Source organism: Leptospira chreensis, assembly GCF_016919165.1.
In the GTDB taxonomy this organism is placed as follows: domain Bacteria; phylum Spirochaetota; class Leptospiria; order Leptospirales; family Leptospiraceae; genus Leptospira_A; species Leptospira_A chreensis.
The window spans coordinates 113,681-139,009 of the sequence record NZ_JAFFPS010000021.1 but is presented as its reverse complement, the minus strand read 5'-3'; the positions used below and the strand labels follow the sequence as shown (position 1 = coordinate 139,009).

Sequence of the window (25,329 nt, the reverse complement as noted above, 5' to 3'; positions counted from 1 at the left end):
ACGAGGGAAAAACCCTTGCTCTAACAAAGGTATCTCTCTCCTCTCTAAAAAATTCAAGATATTTTTTCACCGAATAACAATTTTTTGATGTTTTGCGATGATTTTTTTTTCTAAAACGATTGATAGGTGATCGTTATTGTTTTTTGAATTTGATTTGAATTGCTTTAGGAAAACTAGGACAAGACTCAACACAAAGTCCACATCCAGTACAAGAGGATGATGCAAAAACAGGCAAATTTCCCTTAAATTTCACTGTTTTTTCGATAGGACAGGCAACAAAACAAACATTACAGGTAGGTTCACCAGTTTTTTCGTTAATGCAATGTTCTGTGATGGCCTTCGCCTTACCGAAATTTGGTTTTTCTCCGGACACTTCGTACGGTAGTAGAGCCTCTTCAGGACAAACACTAATACAAGGCCAATCCGTGCAGAGATGACATGCTTTAGCGTTCGGATCCAAATGAGGAAATATTTTGCCTGATTCGGGAACTGGGACAGGAAATAAAACGGCATAAGGACATGCAAAAATGCATTCATTACATCCCGTACAAAGAGAAAAAAAATCGGGAGCGGCACCGGGAGGTAGGGCGAGTGTCTGAAACATTCGCGTTTTGCGTTTCCGGACAGTTGTTTGTTTAGAGGTCGACTTTTCGTTGCTAGACGGTGGTTTTTTTTTGCGGGTGGATTTTGGTTTGGGAGTTTTTTCGTCTTCCCAAACTTCTTTAATGGCTTCGGTTAATTCGTCTGCCTTGTTAAATGTAAATTGAAAGACAGACTTAAAACCTTCGCGGAAAAGATCCTTTCGTTTCATCTAATCAGAGACTCTTTCGATTTGAGCACCCAAGGAACGGAGACGGGTATCAATCGATTCAAAACCTCTATCAATTTGAACAATATTGTGGATTTCGCTTTGGCCTTCGGCACAAAGAGCAGCAATGATCATCGCCATACCCGCACGGATATCGGGACTTGCGACCCTTTGCCCATACAAACGGTTGGCACCAATCACAATGGCTCTATGCGGATCACAGAGGATGATTTGAGCACCCATGGCAATGATGTTATCCACAAAGAAAAGCCTGGATTCAAAAAGTTTTTCGTGGATGAGGACTGTTCCTTTGCACTGCGTTGCGGTGACAAGGGCCACAGAGGTCATATCGGCGGGAAATCCTGGCCAAGGAGCATCATCAATTTTGGGAGTGGCACCATGGTAGTCGGGGATGATTTCCATCTTTTGGTCCGAAGGAACAAGGATTCCATTTTCGGTCGGTCTCACTTCAATTCCCAAACGGGAATAGACCATACGGATCATACGAATGTCTTCTGGATTGACATCGGTGATATGGATTTCTCCCCCAGTCACGGCCGCAAGACTAATAAACGATCCAATTTCCAAATAGTCAGATCCAATTCTATGTTTGAGTCCACCTAACGGAGAAGAGAGTTTGCTCACTCCTGAGATAGTTAAGTGGTTTGTGCCCACTCCTTCAATTTTGGCACCAGCGGCGTTTAAAAAACGACAAAGTCCTTGGACATGGGGTTCGGAGGCGGCGTTACGAATCGTTGTTAGGCCCTCTGCATATACGGCAGCCATCACCGCATTTTCTGTCGCAGTTACAGAGGCTTCGTCAAGTAAGATGTCTTTTCCCACCAAACGGTCTGCAGTGATCATATATCCGTCGGGAAACACTTCAATTTTGGCACCGAGTGCCTCTAAGGCAAGTAAGTGGGTGTCCATGCGACGACGGCCAATTTTATCCCCACCAGGTTTGGGAAGGAAGACCCTACCTGTGCGTGCCAGGATGGGTCCGGCCAGTGTCACTGCCCCTCGGAGCTGCGAACAAAGTTCATAAGGGAGATCCGATTTCACTGGATTTTTTTTCTGAAAGAGGTATGATCCTTTTGTATCGAGGGCTGTGATTTCCACTCCAATTTGGCGGAGGACTTCCATGAGTTTGAGAACATCGGCAATTTCGGGAAGGTTTTCCAGAATGACGTCCCCTTCCCAAAGAAGGAGGGCTCCGAGAAGCGGGAGCGCTTCGTTTTTATTCCCTTGGGGAACTACTGTCCCGTGGAGAGGATTTTTGCCGATAATTTTGAAGTAGGAGGAACTCACCTTGCTTCCATTCGACACAATACGGATATGAGGAAAAGTAAATTATGAATTTTATAGCACAAGTCGTTTGGATTTTTCCAAAATTTGATATTATCTACCTGTTTTACATCTTTCTTATGGGAGTTGCTGCCTTTATTTACGTGAAGGTGATGAATTATTTACAAAACAAACAATCGAGCGTTACCAATCACTGGGTTGAGTTCCAAAGATATGCCGCCGCCAGGAAGTGCACCCAACTCGAACTCAATATTCTCCATTCTTTTTACGACCACTTGAATGAGGATGAACAGGAATTTTATCTTTTGCCTGAAAATCGAAACAAACTAAAGAATGCTTTATATCGCTATTTCTTAAAATCGAACGGCAATACTACAGAAAAGGAAGTAGAGCTTTTTGATAAACTCTTTCGGTCTGGGGTGGAGTTCAAAAAGGAAATTCTTTCTCTCAATGATCTTTCTGTGGGTGAAGTGGCGGCTCTCGAAGCTGATGGCCGAGAGGAACTTACCTATGTGATGCAAAAAACAGCAGACGAACTCCTTTTGTCGATCAAAGGAATTTCTAAGGATTTACAAGTTCCAGGTAAGGAAGCAAAATTATATGTGTTCAGGCCAAGTAGCGGTGGTTATCTGCTCGAAGGAACCATTTTGCGAACTAATGAAAGTGGAGCCATTTTTCATTTTAATGGAAGGATTGAAAGGAAGGGAGAGTCTCATTTGATGTTAATGGATAAAGTATCCATTACGGTTTCCCCTTGGCCACCACCAGATGAAAAAAAACAAGTATTGGAACTAGATAAAAACAAACTTTTACTCACAGAAGAAAATATTGATAAACAATTAGAAGTATTAAAACGAATTGCTAAAGACCAAAAAGAAAACAACCAAAAACGATTTGAAATGAAAGAAACACCAACTACATTCATTACTATGTCGGAACGATTGTCCGATCGTGGCGTTTTGTTTACCTTTCCTTCGGGAATCTCTCAAGAAATTTGGAAACTTCAGGATCTTTGGGAAGTGAGTTTTAGTTTAGAAAATGGACCCATGTTTAATATACGAGCTAAGATGATGCCCACCAAACAAAAGTCAGATTTGTATTTGCTTCGTTATGTGGATGCCGACGAAACGGTGCGAAAAACTTTGTATGAAGAAATCCGCAAACGTGGTGGTGTCAGAGAAGTATTAACTTAAGAACTTACAATCTTTCAGGGAAGGCACCTTTGGATGGTGTCTTCGATCCCTTTTGTAATAAAATCAAATCCACTTTGGGAATCTCTTTTCCCGAGGTGAGTTTCTCGCCGAATGCTTCAAAGGATCCTTGGGTCAAAGAAAAAGACAACAAATACTGTAAGTTCGGAAGTTCCGGTAGTTTGATAAACGGAGTTCCGCCATGTAAGATGATGAATCGTTTGGTTGGATATTTTTTGGCAAGAGCGGCCACGGATAAAACTTCTGGTTCCGAAGTGGAATCAAAAAGATAAGTGGTGGTTTTGTTTTTAATTTGGGCCTGGAACGATTTAAAAGGAAGGGTGTTTATCTTTTTGGATTTTAGAGTTTCTTTTAAGCGATTGTTTTTCACAAAGGAAAGAGTTTCATCGATGAGAATTCCCGAAGTGACCAATGATTTGGGATAGGCACGGATGGAGTCTTCATTGATTTCTTTGACAAAGTTCTTGGACTCGGATAGTTTTCTGTATCTTTGGTTTCTTTCCAAATTCCAGTTGGTTAAGTATTCTTTTTGTTTTTGGTTTTCCTCATACACTTTAGGAAGGATGGAATTTTCATCATAAAGACCTAGTTCTAGTTTTTTACGAATTTGTTTTTGGACAGCTTCTTTGAGGATGTCATGTTCCTTTCCTTCTTTGTCTACATAACGGAACTCCCCATTTTGATACGCTTCACTCAATTGGGCTTTGAACTTACGAGCGGTTTCCCCCCAACTTGTCAGTAGAACAATATTGGCCCCAGCAAGGATGGTCAAAACTCCCGGTCTGTCCTTTTCATAATTTTTAGAGATGGCATGCATCTCCATCGCATCTGTAATAATGATTCCATCAAAGTTTAAGTTTTTTCGTAGAACATCGGTTAGTATGGTTTTGGAAAGAGTGGCAGGAAACTGCGGATCAATTTTGGGATACATGATATGAGCCGACATCACTGCTTCCGCCCCACCGGCAATGGATCTTTTGAAAGGAACCAGTTCCAATTGTTCTAACTCCTCCAAACTTTTATTAATGATAGGAAGGCCGAGATGACTATCCACTGTGGTATCTCCATGTCCAGGGAAGTGTTTGATGACAGGAAGGCATCCACCAGCTCGAGCTCCTCTTTCGTAAGCCACTGCCACGTTCGAAACTCGCTTGGAATCAGAACCAAACGAACGTGTGTTGATGACGGGGTTTAAAGGGTTGTTATTGATATCAAGAACGGGTGCAAAAAGAAAATTGAGTCCGAGGTTACGAAGTTCATAAGAAGTGACAAAACCTACAGTTTCTCCCCATTCGGTATTTCCTGTTTGTCCCACAGCCATGGCACCAGGGTAGGGAGTGATCCCATCTTGGACTCGGAACACACGCCCGCCTTCTTGGTCTGTGGAAATGAGAAAGGGGGAAAGGCCTTTGTCTTTGGCAGCCGATTGTAATCCGTTTGTGAGGGAGAGGATTTCTTCTTTTTTACCTAAGTTCTTTCCGAAGAGAATGATTCCGCCTGGTTTTGTTGCGGAAATCTCTTCAAGAGCAATCGCATCCACTGTCTTTTGGGGGATGGCAATGTGGATGGTTTGTCCCACAAGTTCTGCTTCTGTCATTGCATTCGTGATGGCCCATGCTTTTTCTTCCAACCAAACCTTACGTTCGTTGGCGGCAAGTTCGTTCAAATAAAATCCAAAACAATAGGAAGAGCCAAAAAATCCGAAAAGGAGGAAGAGGGAAAAGGATGTGCGAAGAAGAACTTTGTTCATAACGTATGATAGTACGATTTACGGACGGCTTTTCCGAGACAACCAAGAAAAATATCTCCTTTGTGGTAGAATCAATCGTCTGAGTCTCTGTGGATGATTTTTATAAAAACCTAAAACCAAGTCCTGATTTTAAAAATCTTTTTGAAGGCAGTATGCCCACAAAGGTTCCCGATGATTGGTTCATTCTGATTACAGACATTGTTGGGTCCACAAAGGCCATTGAAGAAGGACGTTATAAGGATGTGAACACGGCGGGAGGTCTTACTGCCATTGCCGTGGCCAATGTCTATGGACATATGGATTTTCCTTTTGTATTCGGTGGCGATGGAGTTACTTTTTTGCTTCCGATCAATTTATTATTTCCGATTCGTTCGGCCATTGCTGATACCATTTCGCAAGTGCAGTCTGCTTTTGGACTCGAGATGCGAGCAGGGATTGTTCCCGTTCAGGAATTGTATCACGCAGGTGCCGAATTATTTTTAAGTAAGTTTCGAGCTTCTGATCACTATGTCCAATGTTCTTTGTTTGGTGATGCTTTACCACTCGCAGAAAAGTGGATCAAAGAAGGAAAGGATGAGTCTTATCTCGTTCGCGTAAACGAAAAGATAATGCCTGCTGATTTTACTGGATTTACTTGTCGTTGGAAGGACATACCTAGTGAACGTGGTGAGATTGTATCTCTCATTGTTAAACCCATCCATAAAGATTTTGAAGTTTGTAAAAAGATAGTCACTCGTGTACTGAACTTCATTCGTTCGGAATACGGGGAAGAAGTAGACTACCATCCCTTACGCGTGACCAATATTGAACTGGATTCGGGCCCTTATCTGCGTAATGAAGCCCTCGCTCGTGTGGGCAAAGCCAGTGGCTTTAAGTTTTATCGGACACTCTTTGAGATTTGGATTGAAAGAACAGTGATGGCAATTGCTATGAAGTTTGGAATCCCTCTGCGCTCAGGACATTATTCCCTAAATAAATTAAAAGACTACCAGGTTCTTTCTGCTGACTTTCGTAAGTATGATGGAACTTTAAAGATGGTGATTGATGGATCCAAACAACATAGAGAAGGTCTTGTTAAATTTTTAGACCAGTTGGAAAAAGAGGGACTTCTTTGTTATGGAATTTATACATCGAACAGGTCGCTTATGACCTGTGTTTTGAAAGTAGCTTCCTCTGAGGAAGTTCACTTTGTGGATGGAGCTGACGGCGGTTTTGCTATGGCCGCCAAGTCTCTGAAAGAGAAGTTAAAGGTGTTGGTTTAAGTTTTGTTTATTGTTGCACACAGATGAGTTTCTTTTCCGCAGAACAAATGGACTCTTGGCTCGTGATACTCGTGGAGGATGCCATAGTCCAAGTTTGTCCATAAAGAAATGTTGCCGGTGTAGAAGGGCAGTTTTGGTAAGTAAACCCATTGCAGTTATGGATATAAGTTAATCCGTCCCCAGGACAAGTCGGTGGACTGGCTTGCGTCGCTGGTGTAAGAGTATTTGTCATCCCTGTCCAATATTGGTCTCCCGTTGTAGAAAAAGCTCTTCCTAAACTTGTTGGGTCAAATCCAGCGGAACCATTTGCGATGAATAACCTCGTGTGTTGATCACTACAGTTGGCATATCCAGATGAATTACATCGGTAATAATGGCGTAAAGCTGTTAACACCCAATTGGTTCCATTCGGAATTCGATCATTGGTCACACCACCGCCACTATTACTTACAATTAAAGCTTTGTATGTCCCAACCGGAACTCCAGCAGGTTTGTTATTATTACATGTATCATCAGCCGCAAATACACCTTGCGCAGTCATTTCCCCATTATAACTTCCTGAAGTGACAAAGATCGCTTTTCCTAAAGGTTCATCATCTTCATTAGTTATGGAATGATCACTCGGGTTTGTTGCGACCGAATAGTTGGTATCTGTGTTAGCAACCATCGCGAATCGAATATCAAAGACCTGGTTCCCGTCGGCAAAAGTATCATCTAAACCTGACACTGTAAAAGATTGTTTCTTTGTAGAACTTGCACAACCTGAATCTGATGCATTGCCTGGTTCTACCTCGCTATTCACAGGAAAGGTAATGGGAGATGTTGTGATCGTGCCACACTCTCCATGGGCACCTTCGTTTACGGTGTATGTCGATTTACAAGTTATATTGAGAACCACGGGTTGAGTCGGGTTATTTCCCCCCAAACAAACATGGACAGTTGCCACATTGGCAGTCCCTTCTCTAGGCGAACCTGTATGCGTTATATAGAAAGCTTTTTCGTCATCCGTAGTGGCAGCAAAAATATCGATTGGATCATAAGCTAAACCACCAGTGGAGGTTGCTGTGGTGATAGTCCAATTTTGAGTCAGGTCTACAATGATATCGTCCACATGAGTGAGAAGGATTTGGTTTGCCCCGCCTGACTCCATAAAGTTATAATTGGAAGTAGTGACAGTAACGGATGCGGGAACTGTTCCTTCGGTTGTATCTGAACTTATGACTCCAACAGTTGTATCTGATCCTGGATTTGATTGAGCGATCATCCAAATATTGGTAGATCCACCTTCTGCCGCAGATAAACGACCTCCAGTCGTTCCTAATGCTGACCCTGAAAAGTTACATGGTTGGAGAGAATGGGTTCCATCATTATCACAAGAGCGAATCGTAAATGTTGGCTCCGCCACCGTTGTATTGTATGTAGAGTCAGCTGAAGAAGCAACAAAGGAAACCGTATAGTCCGCATTCCCAGTGTTCGCTGAATCAGTTTTCCCTTCCACTTGAAATGTTTGGTATGTATTCCAGTTGGTGGTAGTATAAGTTAGAGTGGGAGTTAGGATTGTACATTTGTTTCCGCAGCTAGAAGAGAAAGTGAGTGTAACATCGTTAGTCGGTTTAGTTCGTAATTTTAATTGAAAGTTCGAGTATCTAGTACCGAATTGATTGCTTTCGTCTGTTGCAAACCTATTGATTGCTCCGCCTGCGGTTCCTGTTGTTCCTGTGGTTGCATCAAAACGTGAATAGGCATAACCTGGAACACTTTGATCTCGGTTATAGACCACAACATTTCTTGGTTTGATCCCGTTGTATTCTGAATCTGTGCTCGTTGTATTCCCAACTTCAATGGTATAAACTTTCAACCCATCGATTTCCAAATCATCAACAGATGTAACAATTACTGTTTGTTCTGTTGTGTTGGTGAAAGTTAATGTTTTCGGATTTGCAGTACCTTCTCTGTTACTTGCATTCACTGAATCATAAACTTCATTGATGGGAATGGTAACAGTGGCTGTGGGTGTGGTTCGTAATTTGATTTTGAATGTTCCATCCGTAGCGGTCGCTAATTGGCCAGGTTCTTCCATCACTCGAGATATATTGGAGACACGCACTCCCGGACCTTCATCATCCTCAATAGATACAGAAATATCGCAGGCATCCTTTCCCGAATAAGTTCCCGATGTTACGTTTCCACTTCCATCTTTTTGAACCATTGTTCCTAAGGCAACAGCCATGGGATCTACTGATGGATTTCTTATTCCATCATCATCTCTTGCAAATATAAAACACTGTCTTACCGCTGATCCACTCCCAGTGAAGGTGAGTTTGGAAGGCATAACTCCAGGTGCTGGTACCGATTGAGTGTAAGTGACTCGTGAACCATAGTTAGATGTGACTGAAACTGGAATTTCTACGGAACCTGTGAAAGGGGAATTGGGATAAATACAAGTTTCAAATGATTTGTAACCCCAGGATGTTCCATCGGCCACATCATCCACTTCGGTTAAACCGTTATCATTGGCTGCATTAAAAGTAGCTGTCACATCCCCATCTTCCACCAGTGACACCGCCTTCGTTGTTATCGTCACATCCGTTGAACAAGCCACCGTTGCTTCGTTTCCAAACAATCTGTCGAATCGTTCACTGAACCCAAAGAGGAAGGTATCACCCGCGGAGACCTGCCCACTACAATTTTGGAATGAGAATAAGGACAAAAGGAGGACCAGGAGGAAGGGGCGGATGTATTGGCGAACGTTCATAAATAATTTCCAGTCACGAGTCTTAAAACTAGTCCAATTCTTTGATTTTATCCATTATGAGCAACGAAAATCCTCTTCGTATGAAATTTTGATTTATCTACAGACAATAGTTAGTTGGTGAATGAAAAATAAGCAATTTGTAGCGGAATCCCAGAAGTGTTTTTTGTGGGAAGTCCCAATTTACATGGCAACTTTATGTTATAAAAGCTGATCATAGATTCCAAATGGTGTTAATTTTAGAATCTATAATTTATCAATTGATTTCAGCAGTTGCTTCGAATTATAAGGATTGTTGGCTTTATGCGTAAAAGAATACCCTTATCAATCCTAATCCATTCCACCTTCCTTTTGTTATTTGTTATCAATTGTAATAGTATTATAAAACAAGACTGGAAGGATTCAGTTGCTTTTCAAAAATTTTGCGGATGTGTCACTCCTAAAGAGGAGAAAGCCGGTGACTATTTGGGGAGTTTACCCGAAGGTTCTTTGGATAAAATGGGAACTTCCGAATATTTGGAGAAATTATATAAAGGTCTTCGCAATGATTTCGAACACTCTGGAACTCCATTTGAAGAAGTGGGAGGAAGTCTTGTTGGAAAAGGGGTCGAACTCAAACGAATCGAAGACGATGAAAAAAGGTTACGAGAACTTTTAATTGTGATCGATGGGGACGTAGCTTTCCCATCTGGAAAATCCACTCTCACTCCAAAAGCAAAAGAACTCATCGCCAAAGTTGGGGACGCTATGGAAGCATACCCTGAAACCAATTGTCGTATTGGTGGACACACAGATAGTGTGGGTGCATTCTCAATGAATCTCAAACTTAGTAAGGAACGTTCTCAATCCGTAAAACTTGAATTAAAGCTGATTCACAGAATTGTTGAAGCACGTTTTAAGGAAGTGGATGGTTTCGCTGATTTACACAAAATCGTAGATACGATGCTTGCAGAAAAGAAAAACCGTAGAACAGAAATTTATGTAGGGACGGTTCGCATTGTTTACTAACAAGAAAAACCTTTACCTTTTAAAATCCATTCGTATTGTTTTTATTTTATTTCTATTTGTTTCCTTTGTTTCTTTATCTGCAGAAGAAACTCCGAAAGAAGGACCAAGTCCTGAGGTAAAACAAGAAGGATCAGATACCGCAACCAAAACTTCTATTCCATTGGAAGACCGAGAAGATAATAAAACTCGGATGGATATTTTCAACCAAGTGTATGAACATCGTTTGATGTTACGTGGTGGTTGGGGGATTGGAAAATTATCCCCTGCGATCCTAAATGAAACAGGACCTGCTTGGTTTCAAAATTCTCTCTTTCGTCAAATCTCAGAACCTGGTGCCCCTCTTTCGATTCCTTATAAACCAGCCAAAGACCTGGGTGTGAATTCTCAGTTTTGGGACATTCGGTACGGTTATAAAAATAAATTCGAAATCCAGTTTGCAGAAGACACTTCGCTTGGTGTGTATAGCCGCGACCTTCCTGCCTCCAATAACTTTTTTTCTCCAAGAACGGATACGTATTGGGCCAGTTCCTTTGAAGGAAATCGTTTGCTTCGATTTGAAGGTGTGAGCCAACACTTACGCTTTTCTTACACCCATCCTTTTTCCAAAATTTTTATGATTGGGCCTTCCATCAATTTCCACCGTTATACGGAGAGAAATAATATATCCTATGGATCTTATTCTACAAGTAGACCTGAGGCTTCTGTTCCGAACAAAGTCACTTGGTCGATTGGAGGAGATGCCAACGCAGAATATTCCATGAGAGGGATTTTGCCGGGGATCTTTACGAAGTTCAAACTGCGTGATTGGTGGGAACTTCGTGCCCGTGTGGAACTACTCGATCGGAAGGGAAATTTTTCGGTGTTAGGTTCTCAAATCATGCAAGAAGCTTTTGCCGATGGAAGTTCTCACCTAAATGCTGTGGTTCCGGCTTATGGGGGAAAGGTAAGAGACAAGGGAACCATCATCAATCTCGAAACTTCCTTTCAATACTGCCGATTTACCTTGGATATTGGTATGATCCGCCAAGATGTCAAAAGAACTTACGAATCTTATTTAGGTGATACGGTCGGGAATGTTCCGAGAAGTGATTATTCGGCACGAAGTGTTTATATTGGATTTTCGGAAATGTCCGGTTCCATCAAACACACGATTACCGAATTTTACATCATGCCGGGAGTCTCCTTTTTCTACGACGCCGATAAGATTTACTAAACCTTCTCTTTTCGTCTGATGCCTGGATCCACGCAAAGACCTGTGGCCCATGGACTAAAAGAGCCTGCCTATTTCCGGCGTTAAAAATGTTTGATTTGTATCCTTTACAAACAATCTAATGATTGATGCCGTACATTATTTTTATTAGTTTATTCCTAGCCCTCGCTTGTGGGAATTCTTCCGACCAAACGAATCCAAGTTCCACTGCCGTCCAAGAATCGAATGGAACTAAGCGGATCATTTATTTTGGTGATTCGCTTACGGCGGGTCATGGGCTTCTTGATTTTGAGGATGCTTGGCCTCATGTTCTCACCAAACGAATCAATGCCGAAGGGTATTCTTACCAAATGACAAACGCCGGTGTCTCTGGAGATACCACTAGTGGCGGTCTTGGAAGATTGGAATGGGTTTTAGCGGAAAAACCCTCCATCTTTGTTCTCGAGTTAGGTGCTAATGATATGTTACGGGGAATCAGTCCCACGGTGACCAAAGAAAATCTTCGTTCTATGATTCGCCAAATCAAATCCCAATACCCATCCACCAAAATATTGTTAGTGGGAATGTATGCCACACCGAATATGGGGAAAAAATTTGCGACCGCCTTTAATTCTTTATATCCAGAACTGGCAAAAGAAGAGGATGTCCCGCTTGTGCCTTTTATTTTGGAAAAAGTGGCTTCCATTCGTAAACTCAACCAAAAGGATGGAATCCATCCCACAGAAGCCGGACATAAATTAGTGGCGGACACTGTGTATCCTTATCTCAAACCCTTACTCGTAAAATAATTTCTCTGGAGTCAAAATGACTAGTCCCTTTCCCATTCCTAGTTTTGCCGAACGTTGTAAATCGTCCGCGAAACAATCCTTTGGTGCCTCGTTTTCTCATCCCTTTGTTCGCGCTCTTGCCGACGGATCTCTCGATCCAAAAATCTTTCGGTTTTACCAAATCCAAGATGCTAAGTATTTGGAATCCTTTTCGGATGCCTGTGCCATTCTATCCACAAGAGTCACTGATCCCGATGACAAACTTTGGTTAATCGATGCCGCAAGGATGGCCCTTGTTGTGGAAAGCCAACTTCATATGGGCTATGGAAAGACTTTGGGTTATGATGCCAAGACCATTGCGGAAACAGAATCCACGCCGAACAATTTAGCTTACCAAAACCATATGATCGCCTCTGTTGTGAAAGGTTCGGTGGTAGAAGGATTTGCCGCCATTGCCCCTTGTCCTTGGCTCTACATTGATCTCGGCCAACATCTATTGAAAGAAAAAGGTGCCATCCCCGACGATCATCCTTATGCCTCTTGGCTTCTCATGTATTCTGATCCTGGGTTTAATGAATATATGACAAATCTTTTGGCTCGTTTGCAAAAGTATGCAGATCTCGCCGATGAGGATTCTAAAAAAAGAGCCGTTGCCGCATTCCAACAAAGTTGTAATTACGAATGGATGTTTTGGGAACAAGCCTGGACAGAACAAACTTGGCCTTCTCGTTAAACTACTATTAGTTGGTAGGTAAGTTTTCTATGTAATAGGAATTTGGGGGTGGCGGATTCGCCCATAACCTCCGAATTTCCTCCGCAATTTTCGTCTTTTTTCCTTGCCGATTTGTCCTGATTCCAAATGATGGTTTCACAAACCTTCTGCGGGAATAGCTCAGCGGTAGAGCATCTCCTTGCCAAGGAGAGGGTCGCGGGTTCAAGTCCCGTTTCCCGCTAATGAAGGTACGCTTCTTTTTCTTTCCACTACACTCTCTTTTTTTACACTGGATATAATACGATGGAATTTACGGCTAAAAAAAATAACAACGCTTCCTGCGACCTCAGCATTCAATTTAGCGCTGAAGAAGTCCGCACTGCCTACTCTAAGGCTTACAAAAATGCATCTGAGAAAGTAAAAATCCCCGGTTTTCGTCCCGGAAAAGCACCACTCAATATGGTCGAAAAGGTTCTCGGTGATTCGGTTATGGATGATGCAGCCAACATTATGCTAAACCAAGCCATGGCAGATCTTTTTGATAAATTGGAACACAAACCAATTCGTTTGCCACAGTTCCAAATGGAAACTTTTGATAAAAATACTGGTGCTAAAGCCAAAGCAACTTACGACACCAAACCAGAAGTCACCTTACCAAAGTTAAAGAAGATCAAAATCCAACCCAAAGAAATTAAAGTTTCTGATGCAGATATCCAAAAAGAATTGGAAGGAATCCAAAAAAATATGGCTCGTAACTCTTTGAAAGAAGAGGGCGAACCAGTAGAATCTGCAGATCTTTTAGAAATCAATTATAAGTTTAAAGAAGATGGGAAAGAATACCCGGAACAAGGCCAAGTGGGAAAATTCCAAATGGGAGCTCCGCAAAATCCTCCTGGTTTCGAAACCAATCTTCTTGGTATGAAACTAAACGAAACCAAAGAGTTTTCTTTTACTTATCCTGACTCTTATCCCCAGTCCCCTGAATCTGCTGGAAAAACAATTACTTACACTGTGACAGTTTCTGCTGTTTACAAAGTAACTTATCCAGACATCAATGATGACTTCGCATCAGAAGTGGATGGATCTGCCAACTTACAAGAGTTAAAAGAAAAAACCAAAAAACAATTATTGGAAATTTTCGCAAACGCACTCACAAAACGTGCGACTGATGATGCGTATAACGAAATCATCAAAGAATCCAAATTCATCATTCCTGAATCTTTGATTTATGAAGAAACAGAAACAGTTTTCCAAAACTTCATGCGTGAATTTGGCCTTCCTGTGACGAGCCTTGCCGACTACGCAAAACGTCTGAACAAGGAAGAAAAAGAAGTCCGAGAATCCTTCTCCAAAGCGGCGGAAAAACGCATCCAAACCTACATTTTGAAGCAGAAAATCGCGGAAGACCACAAAATCCAGATTTCTGACGAAGAAGTCGAGGCCGGATACGAAAAAGAGGCAACCCAACAAGGAATTACTGCCGAAACTCTGAAAAAAGAAGTCCAAAAGCAAAGGGCGGAAACCTTCTACCGTGACAAATTCCTGTTTGATAAAATCGACGAATTTGTATACGCTGAGGTAGAAAAGAAGTCGCCTAAGACTATTTCAACGGAAGAAGCAGAGAAAATTCTCAGCGGGAAAGAAGAGTAAACTATGTCTACACTTATGCCTTATGTAATTGAACAAACAAGCCGTGGCGAACGCCAATACGACATTTTTTCACGGCTTTTGAAAGATCGGATCATTTTCCTTGGATCTGCCATCGACGAAACTTATGCCAATGTCATTTCGGCACAACTTTTGTTTTTGGAAGCGGAGAATCCAGATCGCGACATTTATCTTTATATCAATAGCCCTGGTGGGTATGTGAGTTCTGGCCTTGCCATTTACGACACTATGCAACTCATCAAACCTGAAGTGAGAACCCTTTGTATTGGACAAGCGTCTTCCATGGCGGCACTTCTACTTGCGGGCGGCGCCAAAGGAAAACGTTCGGCACTTCCTAACTCTAGAATTATGTTACACCAACCTTATGGTGGAGCCGGTGGACAAGCTTCCGATATCGAAATCTCGGCAAAAGAAATCATAAAGATCAAAGACAAACTCATCGATCTTTATGGAAGGCACACAGGAAAAACTTCTGACCAGATCCGAAAAGACACGGAACGAAATTTTTTCATGAGTTCCGATGAAGCCAAAGAATACGGAATCATCGACAACGTCATCCAAGAACGCAAACAGATGCCACAAGCCTAAAGGGGGGCTAACTCCATGACCAAACGTGCAAGCCAAACGGGAAATCCCAGAGAAAAATTACATTGTTCTTTTTGCGGAAAGGCCCAAGACGAAGTAAGAAGGCTTGTCGCAGGTCCTGGTGTTTATATTTGTGATGAATGTATTTCTTTATGTAATGAAATCATCGCAGAAGAGCCGCAAGGTGGTGAAAAGACCGCCATTGTGGGTGATATCCCAAAACCAACAGAAATCAAAAAAATCTTAGACCAGTATGTGATTGGACAAGAACAAGCCAAAAAAGCTTTGGCTGTTGCTGTTTACAATCATTACAAAAGAATCTTTCATAACGAACGTAAGGCGGGAGATGTTGAATTGGAAAAATCCAATATCATGCTCATTGGTCCTACAGGTTCTGGAAAGACCCTCCTTGCACAAACACTTGCTCGGATTCTAAAAGTTCCTTTTGCTATCGTAGATGCAACGGCTCTTACGGAAGCGGGTTATGTGGGAGAGGATGTGGAAAACATCATTCTCAAGCTCATCCAAAACGCTGACAACGATGTGAAACGTGCGGAGATGGGAATCATCTACATCGACGAAATTGATAAAATCTCTCGTAAGTCTGACTCCGCTTCCATCACACGCGATGTGAGTGGAGAAGGGGTACAACAAGCACTCCTAAAAATCATTGAAGGGACTGTTGCCAATGTTCCACCACAAGGCGGAAGAAAACACCCTCACCAGGAATACATTCCCGTCGAAACCAAAAACATTCTCTTCATTTGTGGGGGAGCGTTTGTGGGCTTAAGTGACATCATCAAACAACGAGTTGGTGTAAAATCGATTGGTTTTCATTCCAATGAAATTGTAAACGATAAGGGTCGCAAAATCGAAGAAGGGGAATCTGTGGTCCACCATGTGATTCCAGATGACCTAATGAAGTTTGGCCTCATTCCAGAATTCATTGGACGACTTCCGATCATTGCCACTCTGGATGAACTCACCATCGAAAGTTTAAAATCTATTTTTACAGAACCAAAAAATTCTCTTCTCAAACAATATCAAAAGATGTTTGATATTGAGAATGTAAAACTCAAGTTCACTGAATCTGCGATTGAAGCCATTGCTCAAACCGCAATCAAACGCGAAAGTGGAGCTCGTGGTTTACGTGCGATTGTAGAAGAGATTATGATGGAGCTCATGTTCCAAATTCCATCTCGTAAAGATGTATTGGAAGTGGTTGTGACCGATGAAACCGTTCTTAAAAAAGAAGCTCCGATCACCATCTTAAAAGGTGATATCGAAAAGATCGCTTAAAGTTCCATTTACATTCTCTGGATTCAAAATTTGGATCTAGAGAAACGAAAGAGAACCTATCTTACCAGATAGGTTTTTGTTTTTTAGGGGTGCCATGATGGATTCTGCTCAAACAAAATACACAGAAATCTTTCCTTCTCTGCAAACTCAGATTCGATTTTTTGTTTTGCTTCTCAGTTTCTGTATTGAATTTTCATTTTCCCATTGCCATCTGCAAAAAGACTCTGGTCCCACATCCGCTCCCGTAGCCGAATCACCAGAGATGGAGCCACAAAAAACAAACCATCTCGAGTGGATCAAAATCAAAGAAACGGTTTGGATGCATCGAAGTTATGGTGAGTCTGGGGGACAGGTTTATCCGGCCAATGGGCTTGTGATACTAACCAATAAAGGTGCGGTTGTCATCGATACTCCTTGGACAGAATCCCAAACCGAAGAGTTGTTTCTGGATATCCAATCCCGATTCCAAAAAGAGATTCTTTATTTGATTGTGACACATGCACATAACGACCGTATGTCGGGAGTCCCTTCTTTTCAAAACAGAAACATTCCGGTTTATAGCACAGGTCTCACAGCAAAACTAGCAAAGGAGAGAGGGTTTGGAAACCCAAATCCAATCCTTGACATCCAAACAAGGCTTGCTGCCGGAAACCAGTGGATCGAAGTGTTCTATCCTGGCCATGGGCATTCTGTGGACAATATCGTGGTTTGGCTCCCAGAAACTCATATTCTCTTTGGAGGTTGTCTTGTGAAGGCCCTTGATGCCAAAGATCTAGGTTATATTAAAGAAGCAAACCTTGGGGAATGGGAAAATTCAGTGAAGAAGGTTCTCGCACGTTACCCAGATGCGGAAGTTGTGGTTCCTGGGCATGGAGATTGGGGGAAACTTGATTTACTACGCCATACGATTCGTTTACTTGTTTCGACGAACCACTAAGATAGAAAGTTTTTCCATCGGGTTTGTGAGGTTTCTTTCGGCTCCGAGGGCACTCATTTTTTTGGCAATCGCAAGTAACATCTGTCTAGGAGAACTTGGTCTTAAATCCAAAAGATAATCTACAAACTCTTCCATAATTTCAAAAGAAGTCAGCCCAAACTGGGTGAGAGTTCTGTCACTGGCCCAAACCAAATAATCACCAATCTCAATCCCATCAGCAATGGAAAGTGGGTGTTTGTGGTTGGGATACCAATGGTCGTCTCCACTTCCTTCAATTACTTGGATTCCATGATCCGAAAATTGAAAGATGGGCATGTCCATATAGTGGAGAAAGGACATCTTATCTTCTTTGTTTTGGATTACAAAGGCAGAAATTTTTAATTTCAAAAATGTAAACTGATGGAGAGCAATTTTTAGTTTTTCCAACATTTCTTCTGTAGAAAAAAGACCATCTCCAAAAGAAGAAACAATCCCGTGAATAAAAACCTTTTCAGAAGATTCTAAAATTCCCGGCTCCATATGTCCCGCAAGGATTCCAAAAATTCCATCTTTGGCTCTTACGATACGAATGTAGTCGGCTCCCGCATAACGCATCACTGATGGGAATACTGAAACATCAAATCCGGGAATTTTCGGGATCTGAATGTCTGGGATTTGTTTGTTTACGGATGCTGCTTGGTTTGTTTTCCAATCGAATTTGTTTTCAAATTGTTCTTCACCGAGACTTTCATCTCCTTGGAGAAGGGTAAAACGAACGGATTTATAAATTTTGTATTCGTCTGATTCGGGATTTAAGTTACGAATATCTTTCGGAAGTTCACTGTCCTGGATATGAGCGATTACATGGAGGATGTATTGGTATAAAAATCCAAGGAAATAATAAAGCAAAAATCCTGTGATGAGTGAAAATACAAAGGATGAGTAAATTCCCACCAAATTGAAGTTAAGTGTGTTTTCCCCTTTGGGATTTTGCCAATGTGTGAATGTAAATTCTGCAAATAAAAAATGAATGGAAAAGAATAAAAAACTAATGATTCCCAGGAGAACGGGAAGTTTAACTCGATAACTCATTTGCGATCTGTAGTTTCCAATACTTTCATAACAAGGGCAGAAAGGAAAAATAGAAAACTAAGAGGAACCAGTAACATCAACATAGAAAATACATCGGGTCCAGGGGATAGAACCGCAGACACAACCGCTATGATGAGCACTGCTTCCCTCCATCTAGAAATCAGAAAACGAGAAGAAAGGATTCCGATCCGCCCAAGTAAAATCAGAACAATGGGTAATTGAAAAGAGGCTCCAAACACTAGGTGCAAATTGAAAAACAAATCATAATATTCGTCAATCGGTAAATAGGGATCCACTCCATCGGGTCTGAGAACCACAAGAAAGACACGGAGGAAATTTTCAAAAACTGTGAACCAACAAAGGGCAAGGCCTGACCAAAAAAGTAAGGTAGAAAAAAGGATGATGAACTTTCCCCATTTTTCTGTGCGAGTGTCCACAGCTGGTGCCACAAAACCCCAAAGGATGTAGAGTAAGAACGGCAAAGAAACAAGGACCGAAAGAATGAAGGAAGTTTTGAGATAGATCAGAAACGGAGCCATGAGCTGGATCTGAAAGAAATGGGCATCTGGGCCTAGAACGGATTTGTAGGGTTGGATGAGTAAACTATGGATCTCACTTCCGAAATACAAAGTGGCGATCATAAAGACCGAGACCACCAAGATGGAATAAATCAATCTTTGGCGGAGTTCCTCTAAATGATCCCCCAGGGACATATACTTTTCCCTGGTTTCGGAATCCTCCGGCGGCGGAAGTGGAAGTGCAGTTCTCTTTTTCCCAGCCAAGGTTGCGGTCTTTTAAGCTTTTTTCTTTTTACCGGATTTGGAAGCAGATTGGGAAGACGATTTAGGTTCTTCCTGTGGGAAACTCGTTTGGGATGGTTCGTCTTCCCCGCCAGTTAGGGATTTACGAAATTCTTTGATTCCGGAACCCAAATCTTTGGCAAGGCTTGGTAGGCGTTTTCCACCAAAAAAAAGTAACGCTAAGAAGACGATGAGTGCAATCTCCCAAGGTCCCAAATTAAAAAAAGCAATAGGTGCTTGAAAAGAAAACGGATTGGATGGCATATTTCCCTCTTAAGGCAAGAGTTATGCAAACGAATCTAGAAGCAAGCGGAATGATAGAATTCTTTAAGGTCTTGCCCAATCTATTTTCCGGTGGAGTGTATCTAACAGATCCAAAAACCGGTCAGATTTTATTTTCGAACGATTTTTTTAAAAACAATTTGGGTTGTCATAAAACCATTGGGGAATGTTTGGAATCCGAACTTTTACAATGGGTCGCTGAAGAAGATCAGGTTAATTTTCGAGACTATTTTCTTTCTCCGAATAAACATTTTGATCGCGATACCATCCAAGGAGACTACCGGTTTCGTATGCCGAATGAAATTTTAGTTCGGTGGTTTCAATTTGAAAAAAGAAAAGTAAACATTCCGAATATGGATTCCCCACTTCAAATTGTTTTTGTTCGTGATGTGACCAATGAAAAAACAAACGAAATTAATATTGTAGAACAAATTCAATTTTTTCTCGGACTTTTTGAAAATGCCTCCGTTGGTATGGCCTTACAAGACTGGGAAGGTGGATACTTCCGTGTGAATCCTAGATTTACAGAAATCACAGGATATAGTTTTCAAAATTTAACGGATTTGAATATCAAACGGATTAAAGGCGAACCCGTATCCGAAGAGGAAATGGAATACTTTGGTTTTTTTAAAGAAGGGGCTGAAGAGTCTAGGTTAACGAGAAAGGATGGTCGCCGAATCAATGTTTATCGCCGGATCAGTGCTTTTAGGAACTCACAAGGAAAACCGGATTTTTATTATGTGTTTTTGGATGATGTTACCGAAAAAAAACAATTGGAATCCTACCAGTTACATTCCCAAAAAATGGAAACCATCGGAAGTTTGGCAACAAACATCGCCCACGATTTAAATAATTATCTCCAGCCAATACACGTATTTTCTCAGTTAGGTGAGGAGCAAATTCAATCAGGGACCTTTGATCAAAATAGAATTTTAGAGTATTTGGGGAAAATTAGAATGGGTGCCGATAATGCCCGTTCCATGATCCACCGAATCATCAAATACTCTAAGGTAAAAGACGAAAATTCTGCGGCCAAAGTGGAAATATCCTCGGTTGTAGAATCTACCATTCCCCTTGTGAACGCGGGGTTACCAAAAAATGTCGAAGCTCAATTCGATTTTCATAAATCTCCCCTTTATACGAAGTTAGATGCGGTTCGGTTTTCTAAAATTCTCTGTGAGTTGACTTCCGGTGGATTACTTGTTTGGGATGATAGGAAACGGGGCCTCGTTCAGATCAAAACTTCCCCGGTCGACGAATTCAAACTTTTAGTTTCTGTAGAATTTTCTGGGCTTTCTTTACCGAGCCTTTCTGGGCTCAATACACTTGATTTTGTGAATTTTGGGGATGAAGAATTCCAGTGGGCTGGGATGCACCTAATCAATCGTTATGTGAAAAACTGGGGTGGTGAGTTCTATATAGAAAAACCAGAACCAATGACAGTTCTCATTCATATCTTTCTACCTTTGGAAGAGGGGCAGATTGTATTTGGAATACCTAAATCACCCCAAGGTTATAACCCTAAGGATGTTTGGTCTGAGATTATCAAAAAAGAAATCTGGATTGTGGAAGATGACGAAGCCGCAAGTGAAGCCATTTGTTTTGTCCTTTCTCAAAAACAAGTGATACCCAAGGTCTTTCGGAGCGCTTCTGCAGCATTGGATCATCTAAAGACCAAAGTTCCCGATTTTATTTTATCGGACTACCGAATGCGAGAGATGAATGGCCTTGCTCTCATTCGTAAGATCAAAAAAGTAAATCCTGATCTTTCTTCTGTTTTGTATACGGGAAATATGGATGGGCTTGATTCTGAGGAATTGGACAACGAAGGGATATTGGTTCGTTCTAAACCAATATCCGTCGATGAACTTTATGAAACGATTTTGTTATCGTTTGGATTTCTTTGATTTTTTAACTTCCTCGGCTCCCGTGCTATCCTTTATAAATTGAATGAGTTCTTTTTCGATTAAATCCTTATCTGTTTTTACATACTTAGAAAGTAAAACATGAGATCCGTTTTCAATTTTTAGAATTTTGTTTTTAGGGTTGGGATTTGTTCCTGTTTGGATGGCATCATATACTTTTAACATCGCAGGAACAGAGGCCACAAAGTCATGTTCTCTTTCTGATTTGTAGTAGTACATGAGTAAGGTGGGTGCCGTAATCTTTGGGTAAGGATTTTCTTTGTCCATAAAGCGTTTTAAATCTAAAATGTTTTGGACTGCTGCATAGTATTGGTCTAAATACCAATACTTGGCCGATTCATCTCTTGGATCAGTTTTAGAAATTCTAATTTCCCCTTTGATGGCATTGATAAAAGATTTTCCCCAGTGGAATCGAAAGATATGAGCACTCGGATCATCAAAATCATAAAAGGGTGAGGCAAGAACCAGTGAGTCCACAAGATCGGGATGTTTCGTCGCCAAATAGGTTGCGATATTTCCTCCCATACTCGTTCCCACGAGCACAGTTTTCTCTCCCAGTTCTCTTGCATAAATCAAACTGTCTTCTGCATCTTGTAGATACTTTTGGAAATTGGTGTTGAGATGGTCTTCTACATTGGTTCCATGTCCCGGTAATCTTAAATAATAAGTATTGGCACCGAAGTATTCACTGAGTTTGTTTGTGACTTCTTCTCCTTCCCCTCGACTCGCACCAAATCCATGTATATAGATAATGACGATAGGTGTCTTTTCTTCTGAAACTCGAACGAGTAGTTCTTCGTTGTTAGGTCTTGTATTTTCTTTGACACTGGTCTCGAGTTCGTTTTGGTAGAAGGCATCAAAATTTTCGAATTTACGAGAGGAATCATAATTGTATTCACCGGTAGACCAGTTGTAAGTGGATACTAGGAATGAAGAAAGAATGAGAGTGATGGCAATCACCCATTTGATTATTATTCTCATCGAGGTTCTCTTGTTACGAAAGATAAATATAACAAATGCAGGAATTCTGTTACTAATTCAAGCCAATTTGTTTCTTTTCTGTCACAAACCGACAGAACCCGTCCGACTCTGGATGACGCCAGTCCCAGAAGTAGCAAAAACTGCCGCCGTGTATGGAGAAATTCAAAATCCCTATCCAGTTGATGTAGAAATTAACGCTGTTGTGAGTAACGGATACCAAACGGTCGATTTCCATGAAACGGTTTTAGAAGAAACTTCTGGAATTGTTCGGATGCGTAAGATGGATTATCCCATCAAACTAAAAAGGAACGATACCATTCTACTAACTCGGTCAGGAAAACATTTGATGTTATACGATAAATTAAAGTATTCGGGAGACTTGGAATTAAATTTTGAGTTTTCTAATGGAGAGAAAAGAACTGTGATTGTTGAGGAAAGGTCATTATGAATCGAAAATTTGTCTTAGTATTGTTAGTTGGTTTTTTTCTTTTTGGATGTGGCTCTGGATTGGAATTCACAGATCTTCCTATAGGTGGAAACATTGATGCCGTAGACAAAGAGGGACAGTCTGTTTCTTTAAAATCGTTTCCAGAACCTGTGCTTTTGGTTTTTTTCGGATATACATATTGTCCCGATTTTTGTCCGAACACACTAGCGAAGATCAAAGCTGCCGTAGAACCTTTGTCGGATCTGGAAAAAACAAAATTCAAAGTGGTTTTTATTTCTGTGGATCCAGTGCGAGATTCTCCGGAAACTGTCACAAAGTATGTAAGGTTTTATTTACCACAATCAGTGGGCTTTTCCTTTTCTCTTGATACTACAAAACAGATTGTAAAACAATATGCGGCTTATGTGGAAAAAACAGAAGACGGCCAAAGTTTTGACCATTCGACTTATATTTATGTTTTAGATAAGAATCGGAAGACTCGAAAACTAATCAAGTCCACCGATTCTAAAGAAGTGATCACAAAATCAATACAGCTGTTAAGCGGCAATTCCATTTAGGCGTAACAGAGCTTCAATCTCAGGATCTTTTCCATAAAAATCACGGAAAAGATCCATTGCATTCGCCGATCCACCTTTTTCTAAAACAGTTTTTCTGAAATGAGCGGCATGTTCTAAATCAAACACTCCTCGATCAACAAACGAATAGTAGGCGTTTGCGGAAAGTAGTTCTGCCCATTTGTAAGAATAGTATCCGGCGGCATACCCACCAGCAAAGATATGAGTGAAAGAATTTTGGAATTTGTTGTATTGAGGTGGGAATACCACACAGACCTCTTTTCTCACCTGGTCTAGGATTTCCTGCACCCGGGCTTCGTTTGGTTTCTCTTTATGGATGAGCATATCAAACTTAGCAAATTCTAACTGTCTTACCACACCCATGGCCGACATAAAGTTTTTGGCTTTTACCATGGTTTCAATGTAAGAATTGGGAATTGGTTCTTTCGTCTGGTAGTGTTTGGCGAAAAGTTCTAATACTTTTGGTTCGTAAGCAAAATTTTCTAAAAATTGGGATGGGAATTCAACCGCATCCCATTCTACACCGTTCACTCCACTCACAAAAGCTTCATTCACACGAGAGAGAAGGTGGTGGAGGGCATGACCTAATTCATGAAATAGGGTGACCACATCGCTTGGTCGAAGTAGGGATGGTTGTGTTGCCGTAGCTTTTGGGAAACTTGCGACAACAAAAGCAACAGGTAGTTCCGTTTTACCAGTTTCATCTTGGAAATGGGGTTTCCAGTTATGCATCCAGGCCCCCCCCTTTTTTTCGGTTCTAACTTCCAAATCCAAATACAGGCGAGATCTGGTTTCTCCTTCCACAACTAAATCATAACAAAGGACAGAGGGTTCCCAAACAGGAGTGTCCACTGGTTGGAACTGGATTCCTAAAAGTTTTTCTAGGAATTGAAAGGTTCCCAGAATGACGGTTTCTTTTTCTAAGTAGGGGCGGTAGATCTCTTCATCATAAGAAAAGGAATCTTTTTTGAGTTTTTCGGAATAATAAGTGAGGTCCCATGGCTCCAGAGTTGTATGGCCTAACTTTTTGGCATAACTTTTGATATCGTTTAGTTCTTGCACAGCGATAGGTTTTGCCTTCTTTGCTAGGTGGTCCAAGAATTCGATGACTTGTTCGGGAGTGTCTGCGACTTTAGTGGCCAAACTCAAATGAGAAAAAGTAGGAAAGCCTAGAAGTTTTGCTTCTTTATCACGGAGTTCCAAAATCTCTTCCATTAGTTTTCCGTTTTCTGGTGCTCTTGTGCAATAAGCATCATAGAGTTTTTTTCTAATTTCTCTATTTTCTCCATAGGTCATATAAGCAATGTAAGATGGGAAATGTAATGTGAATTGATAGGTTCCGTCTTCTTGTTTCGCAGAAATCTTTTCGCTTTCTGGAAGACCCGTTACGTCCGCTTCCGAAAGTTTCAGGGAAAAGGCATTGGTTGCGTTTAAAACATTTTGCGAAAATTGATTGGAAAGATCAGACTGTCTTATCCGAAGTTCTTTCAGTGCATCCTTAGTCTCAGGTTTAAGACCAACTCCTGACAATCGAAAGTCGCGGATTTCATTTTCTAAAACTTTCGCAGCTTCATGGTTTAGATTTGTTTCTGAGACCTGAATTTTTAAAAGAGTAGAAAAGATGTCTTCGTTTTGTCCAAGATCCGTATAGTAAACGCTTAGTTTTGGTAAAAGCCTACTATAGATGGTTTGGCTCTCTTCATTATTTTTAACTGAATTGAGATGAGAGATTTCTGTTACAAGATCACCCAACTCAGTTTGGATGCGTTGGTATGGTTTTACAAAATTTTGAAATGTTGGTTTGTCTATTTTTAATAAGGATTGGATGAAGTCTTTGTTAGACTCCATTTTCTCTAAAATGGTAGATTCTTTTTTGGGAAGATTTTCAGAATGAAATTCAGGAAACATAAAGGCCTCTATAGATTTAGACTCGATTTCAAATGGTTCTCCGCCAGTTTGGAAGTAGAGGGAAA

General features: G+C 41.1%; 22 protein-coding genes and 1 tRNA gene. 14 read left to right on the top strand and 9 right to left on the bottom strand.

What is annotated here, in order from left to right; genetic code table 11:
- Positions 1 to 133 precede the first annotated feature (133 nt).
- Positions 134 to 811, bottom strand: a complete 678-nt coding sequence (locus tag JWG41_RS06440; protein ID WP_205269111.1) for a 4Fe-4S dicluster domain-containing protein — start codon at positions 809 to 811, stop codon at positions 134 to 136.
- Positions 812 to 2,116, bottom strand: a complete 1,305-nt coding sequence (gene murA, locus JWG41_RS06435; RefSeq protein ID WP_205269110.1) for a UDP-N-acetylglucosamine 1-carboxyvinyltransferase — start codon at positions 2,114 to 2,116, stop codon at positions 812 to 814. It lies immediately after the preceding gene.
- Positions 2,117 to 2,160: 44 nt separating this feature from the next.
- On the opposite strand from murA, the gene JWG41_RS06430 reads away from it, so the two are divergent.
- Positions 2,161 to 3,306 carry a hypothetical protein gene (locus JWG41_RS06430; protein ID WP_205269109.1) on the top strand — a complete coding sequence of 382 codons (1,146 nt, stop codon included), beginning with the start codon at positions 2,161 to 2,163 and terminating at the stop codon, positions 3,304 to 3,306.
- A gap of 4 nt (positions 3,307 to 3,310) precedes the next feature.
- Here the strand turns inward: JWG41_RS06430 and JWG41_RS06425 are convergent, their stop codons facing one another.
- Positions 3,311 to 5,074: a glycoside hydrolase family 3 protein gene (locus tag JWG41_RS06425; protein ID WP_205269108.1), complete on the bottom strand. Its 1,764-nt coding sequence runs from the start codon at positions 5,072 to 5,074 to the stop codon at positions 3,311 to 3,313.
- An 89-nt stretch (positions 5,075 to 5,163) separates the two neighbouring features.
- Here JWG41_RS06425 and JWG41_RS06420 point away from each other — a divergent pair, with 89 nt between their 5' ends.
- Positions 5,164 to 6,336 (top strand): DUF3095 domain-containing protein, encoded by a 1,173-nt coding sequence (locus tag JWG41_RS06420; protein ID WP_205269107.1) that lies wholly within the window; start codon positions 5,164 to 5,166, stop codon positions 6,334 to 6,336.
- 7 nt (positions 6,337 to 6,343) lie between these two features.
- On the opposite strand, the gene JWG41_RS06415 is transcribed toward JWG41_RS06420, so the two are convergent.
- Entirely contained in the window at positions 6,344 to 9,091 is a 2,748-nt protein-coding gene (locus JWG41_RS06415) for a hypothetical protein (RefSeq protein ID WP_205269106.1), read from the bottom strand.
- A 300-nt stretch (positions 9,092 to 9,391) separates the two neighbouring features.
- On the opposite strand from JWG41_RS06415, the gene JWG41_RS06410 reads away from it, so the two are divergent.
- The 9 genes from JWG41_RS06410 to bla all read left to right on the top strand — a co-directional run bounded on the left by JWG41_RS06410 (position 9,392) and on the right by bla (position 17,274).
- Positions 9,392 to 10,096 (top strand): OmpA family protein, encoded by a 705-nt coding sequence (locus tag JWG41_RS06410; RefSeq protein WP_205269105.1) that lies wholly within the window; start codon positions 9,392 to 9,394, stop codon positions 10,094 to 10,096.
- The gene (locus JWG41_RS06405; protein ID WP_205269104.1) at positions 10,086 to 11,309 is read left to right on the top strand and encodes a hypothetical protein; all 1,224 of its coding nucleotides are present in this window, start codon (positions 10,086 to 10,088) and stop codon (positions 11,307 to 11,309) included. The genes JWG41_RS06410 and JWG41_RS06405 overlap by 11 nt, the downstream gene beginning before the upstream one ends.
- Positions 11,310 to 11,434: 125 nt before the next feature.
- Positions 11,435 to 12,094, top strand: coding sequence for an arylesterase (locus JWG41_RS06400; protein WP_205269103.1), 660 nt, complete (start codon positions 11,435 to 11,437; stop codon positions 12,092 to 12,094).
- A gap of 16 nt (positions 12,095 to 12,110) precedes the next feature.
- On the top strand, positions 12,111 to 12,806 hold the full coding sequence (locus JWG41_RS06395) for a TenA family protein (RefSeq protein WP_205269102.1): 696 nt from the start codon (positions 12,111 to 12,113) through the stop codon (positions 12,804 to 12,806).
- Positions 12,807 to 12,954: 148 nt separating this feature from the next.
- A tRNA-Gly gene (locus JWG41_RS06390) sits at positions 12,955 to 13,026 on the top strand.
- Between the two features lie 62 nt (positions 13,027 to 13,088).
- The gene (tig, locus tag JWG41_RS06385; RefSeq protein ID WP_205269101.1) at positions 13,089 to 14,435 is read left to right on the top strand and encodes a trigger factor; all 1,347 of its coding nucleotides are present in this window, start codon (positions 13,089 to 13,091) and stop codon (positions 14,433 to 14,435) included.
- A gap of 3 nt (positions 14,436 to 14,438) precedes the next feature.
- A complete protein-coding gene (gene clpP / locus JWG41_RS06380) occupies positions 14,439 to 15,041 on the top strand; it encodes an ATP-dependent Clp endopeptidase proteolytic subunit ClpP (protein WP_205269100.1) in 603 nt (200 codons plus the stop codon).
- Between the two features lie 15 nt (positions 15,042 to 15,056).
- A complete protein-coding gene (gene clpX, locus JWG41_RS06375; RefSeq protein ID WP_205269099.1) occupies positions 15,057 to 16,337 on the top strand; it encodes an ATP-dependent Clp protease ATP-binding subunit ClpX in 1,281 nt (426 codons plus the stop codon).
- 94 nt (positions 16,338 to 16,431) lie between these two features.
- A complete protein-coding gene (bla, locus tag JWG41_RS06370; protein WP_232373777.1) occupies positions 16,432 to 17,274 on the top strand; it encodes a subclass B1 metallo-beta-lactamase in 843 nt (280 codons plus the stop codon).
- Here bla and rktP read toward each other — a convergent pair.
- The 3 genes from rktP to JWG41_RS06355 form a co-directional block, all read right to left on the bottom strand.
- A complete protein-coding gene (gene rktP / locus JWG41_RS06365; RefSeq protein WP_205269098.1) occupies positions 17,251 to 18,345 on the bottom strand; it encodes an Arg-Lys translocation region protein phosphatase RktP in 1,095 nt (364 codons plus the stop codon). The two genes, bla and rktP, sit on opposite strands and share 24 nt — an antisense overlap.
- Positions 18,342 to 19,058: a twin-arginine translocase subunit TatC gene (tatC, locus tag JWG41_RS06360; protein ID WP_232373776.1), complete on the bottom strand. Its 717-nt coding sequence runs from the start codon at positions 19,056 to 19,058 to the stop codon at positions 18,342 to 18,344. Before tatC ends, rktP begins: the two co-directional genes overlap by 4 nt.
- 81 nt (positions 19,059 to 19,139) lie before the next feature.
- Entirely contained in the window at positions 19,140 to 19,409 is a 270-nt protein-coding gene (locus JWG41_RS06355; protein ID WP_205269096.1) for a Sec-independent protein translocase subunit TatA/TatB, read from the bottom strand.
- 23 nt (positions 19,410 to 19,432) lie between these two features.
- Between JWG41_RS06355 and JWG41_RS06350 the strand changes: the two genes are divergently transcribed.
- Positions 19,433 to 21,334, top strand: coding sequence for a hybrid sensor histidine kinase/response regulator (locus tag JWG41_RS06350; protein WP_205269095.1), 1,902 nt, complete (start codon positions 19,433 to 19,435; stop codon positions 21,332 to 21,334).
- On the opposite strand, the gene JWG41_RS06345 is transcribed toward JWG41_RS06350, so the two are convergent.
- Complete coding sequence (locus tag JWG41_RS06345) at positions 21,314 to 22,333, bottom strand: alpha/beta hydrolase (protein WP_205269094.1); 1,020 nt, start codon at positions 22,331 to 22,333, stop codon at positions 21,314 to 21,316. The genes JWG41_RS06350 and JWG41_RS06345 overlap by 21 nt on opposite strands.
- A gap of 10 nt (positions 22,334 to 22,343) precedes the next feature.
- Between JWG41_RS06345 and JWG41_RS06340 the strand changes: the two genes are divergently transcribed.
- A complete protein-coding gene (locus tag JWG41_RS06340) occupies positions 22,344 to 22,781 on the top strand; it encodes a copper chaperone PCu(A)C (protein ID WP_232373774.1) in 438 nt (145 codons plus the stop codon).
- Positions 22,778 to 23,338: an SCO family protein gene (locus JWG41_RS06335; RefSeq protein ID WP_205269092.1), complete on the top strand. Its 561-nt coding sequence runs from the start codon at positions 22,778 to 22,780 to the stop codon at positions 23,336 to 23,338. The genes JWG41_RS06340 and JWG41_RS06335 overlap by 4 nt, the downstream gene beginning before the upstream one ends.
- On the opposite strand, the gene JWG41_RS06330 is transcribed toward JWG41_RS06335, so the two are convergent.
- Positions 23,318 to 25,264 (bottom strand): M3 family metallopeptidase, encoded by a 1,947-nt coding sequence (locus tag JWG41_RS06330; protein ID WP_205269091.1) that lies wholly within the window; start codon positions 25,262 to 25,264, stop codon positions 23,318 to 23,320. The two genes, JWG41_RS06335 and JWG41_RS06330, sit on opposite strands and share 21 nt — an antisense overlap.
- Between the last annotated feature and the right edge of the window lie 65 nt (positions 25,265 to 25,329).

Excerpts from the sequence above, each read along its gene's own strand:
- JWG41_RS06440 (WP_205269111.1), bottom strand. The coding sequence starts at position 811 with ATGAAACGAAAGGATCTTTTCCGCGAAGGTTTTAAGTCTGTCTTTCAA.
- JWG41_RS06430 (WP_205269109.1), top strand. The coding sequence starts at position 2,161 with ATGAATTTTATAGCACAAGTCGTTTGGATTTTTCCAAAATTTGATATT.
- JWG41_RS06425 (WP_205269108.1), bottom strand. The coding sequence starts at position 5,074 with ATGAACAAAGTTCTTCTTCGCACATCCTTTTCCCTCTTCCTCCTTTTC.
- JWG41_RS06415 (WP_205269106.1), bottom strand. The coding sequence starts at position 9,091 with ATGAACGTTCGCCAATACATCCGCCCCTTCCTCCTGGTCCTCCTTTTG.
- JWG41_RS06410 (WP_205269105.1), top strand. The coding sequence starts at position 9,392 with ATGCGTAAAAGAATACCCTTATCAATCCTAATCCATTCCACCTTCCTT.
- JWG41_RS06400 (WP_205269103.1), top strand. The coding sequence starts at position 11,435 with ATGCCGTACATTATTTTTATTAGTTTATTCCTAGCCCTCGCTTGTGGG.
- JWG41_RS06395 (WP_205269102.1), top strand. The coding sequence starts at position 12,111 with ATGACTAGTCCCTTTCCCATTCCTAGTTTTGCCGAACGTTGTAAATCG.
- tig (WP_205269101.1), top strand. The coding sequence starts at position 13,089 with ATGGAATTTACGGCTAAAAAAAATAACAACGCTTCCTGCGACCTCAGC.
- clpP (WP_205269100.1), top strand. The coding sequence starts at position 14,439 with ATGTCTACACTTATGCCTTATGTAATTGAACAAACAAGCCGTGGCGAA.
- clpX (WP_205269099.1), top strand. The coding sequence starts at position 15,057 with ATGACCAAACGTGCAAGCCAAACGGGAAATCCCAGAGAAAAATTACAT.
- bla (WP_232373777.1), top strand. The coding sequence starts at position 16,432 with ATGATGGATTCTGCTCAAACAAAATACACAGAAATCTTTCCTTCTCTG.
- rktP (WP_205269098.1), bottom strand. The coding sequence starts at position 18,345 with ATGAGTTATCGAGTTAAACTTCCCGTTCTCCTGGGAATCATTAGTTTT.
- tatC (WP_232373776.1), bottom strand. The coding sequence starts at position 19,058 with ATGTCCCTGGGGGATCATTTAGAGGAACTCCGCCAAAGATTGATTTAT.
- JWG41_RS06355 (WP_205269096.1), bottom strand. The coding sequence starts at position 19,409 with ATGCCATCCAATCCGTTTTCTTTTCAAGCACCTATTGCTTTTTTTAAT.
- JWG41_RS06350 (WP_205269095.1), top strand. The coding sequence starts at position 19,433 with ATGCAAACGAATCTAGAAGCAAGCGGAATGATAGAATTCTTTAAGGTC.
- JWG41_RS06345 (WP_205269094.1), bottom strand. The coding sequence starts at position 22,333 with ATGAGAATAATAATCAAATGGGTGATTGCCATCACTCTCATTCTTTCT.
- JWG41_RS06335 (WP_205269092.1), top strand. The coding sequence starts at position 22,778 with ATGAATCGAAAATTTGTCTTAGTATTGTTAGTTGGTTTTTTTCTTTTT.
- JWG41_RS06330 (WP_205269091.1), bottom strand. The coding sequence starts at position 25,264 with ATGTTTCCTGAATTTCATTCTGAAAATCTTCCCAAAAAAGAATCTACC.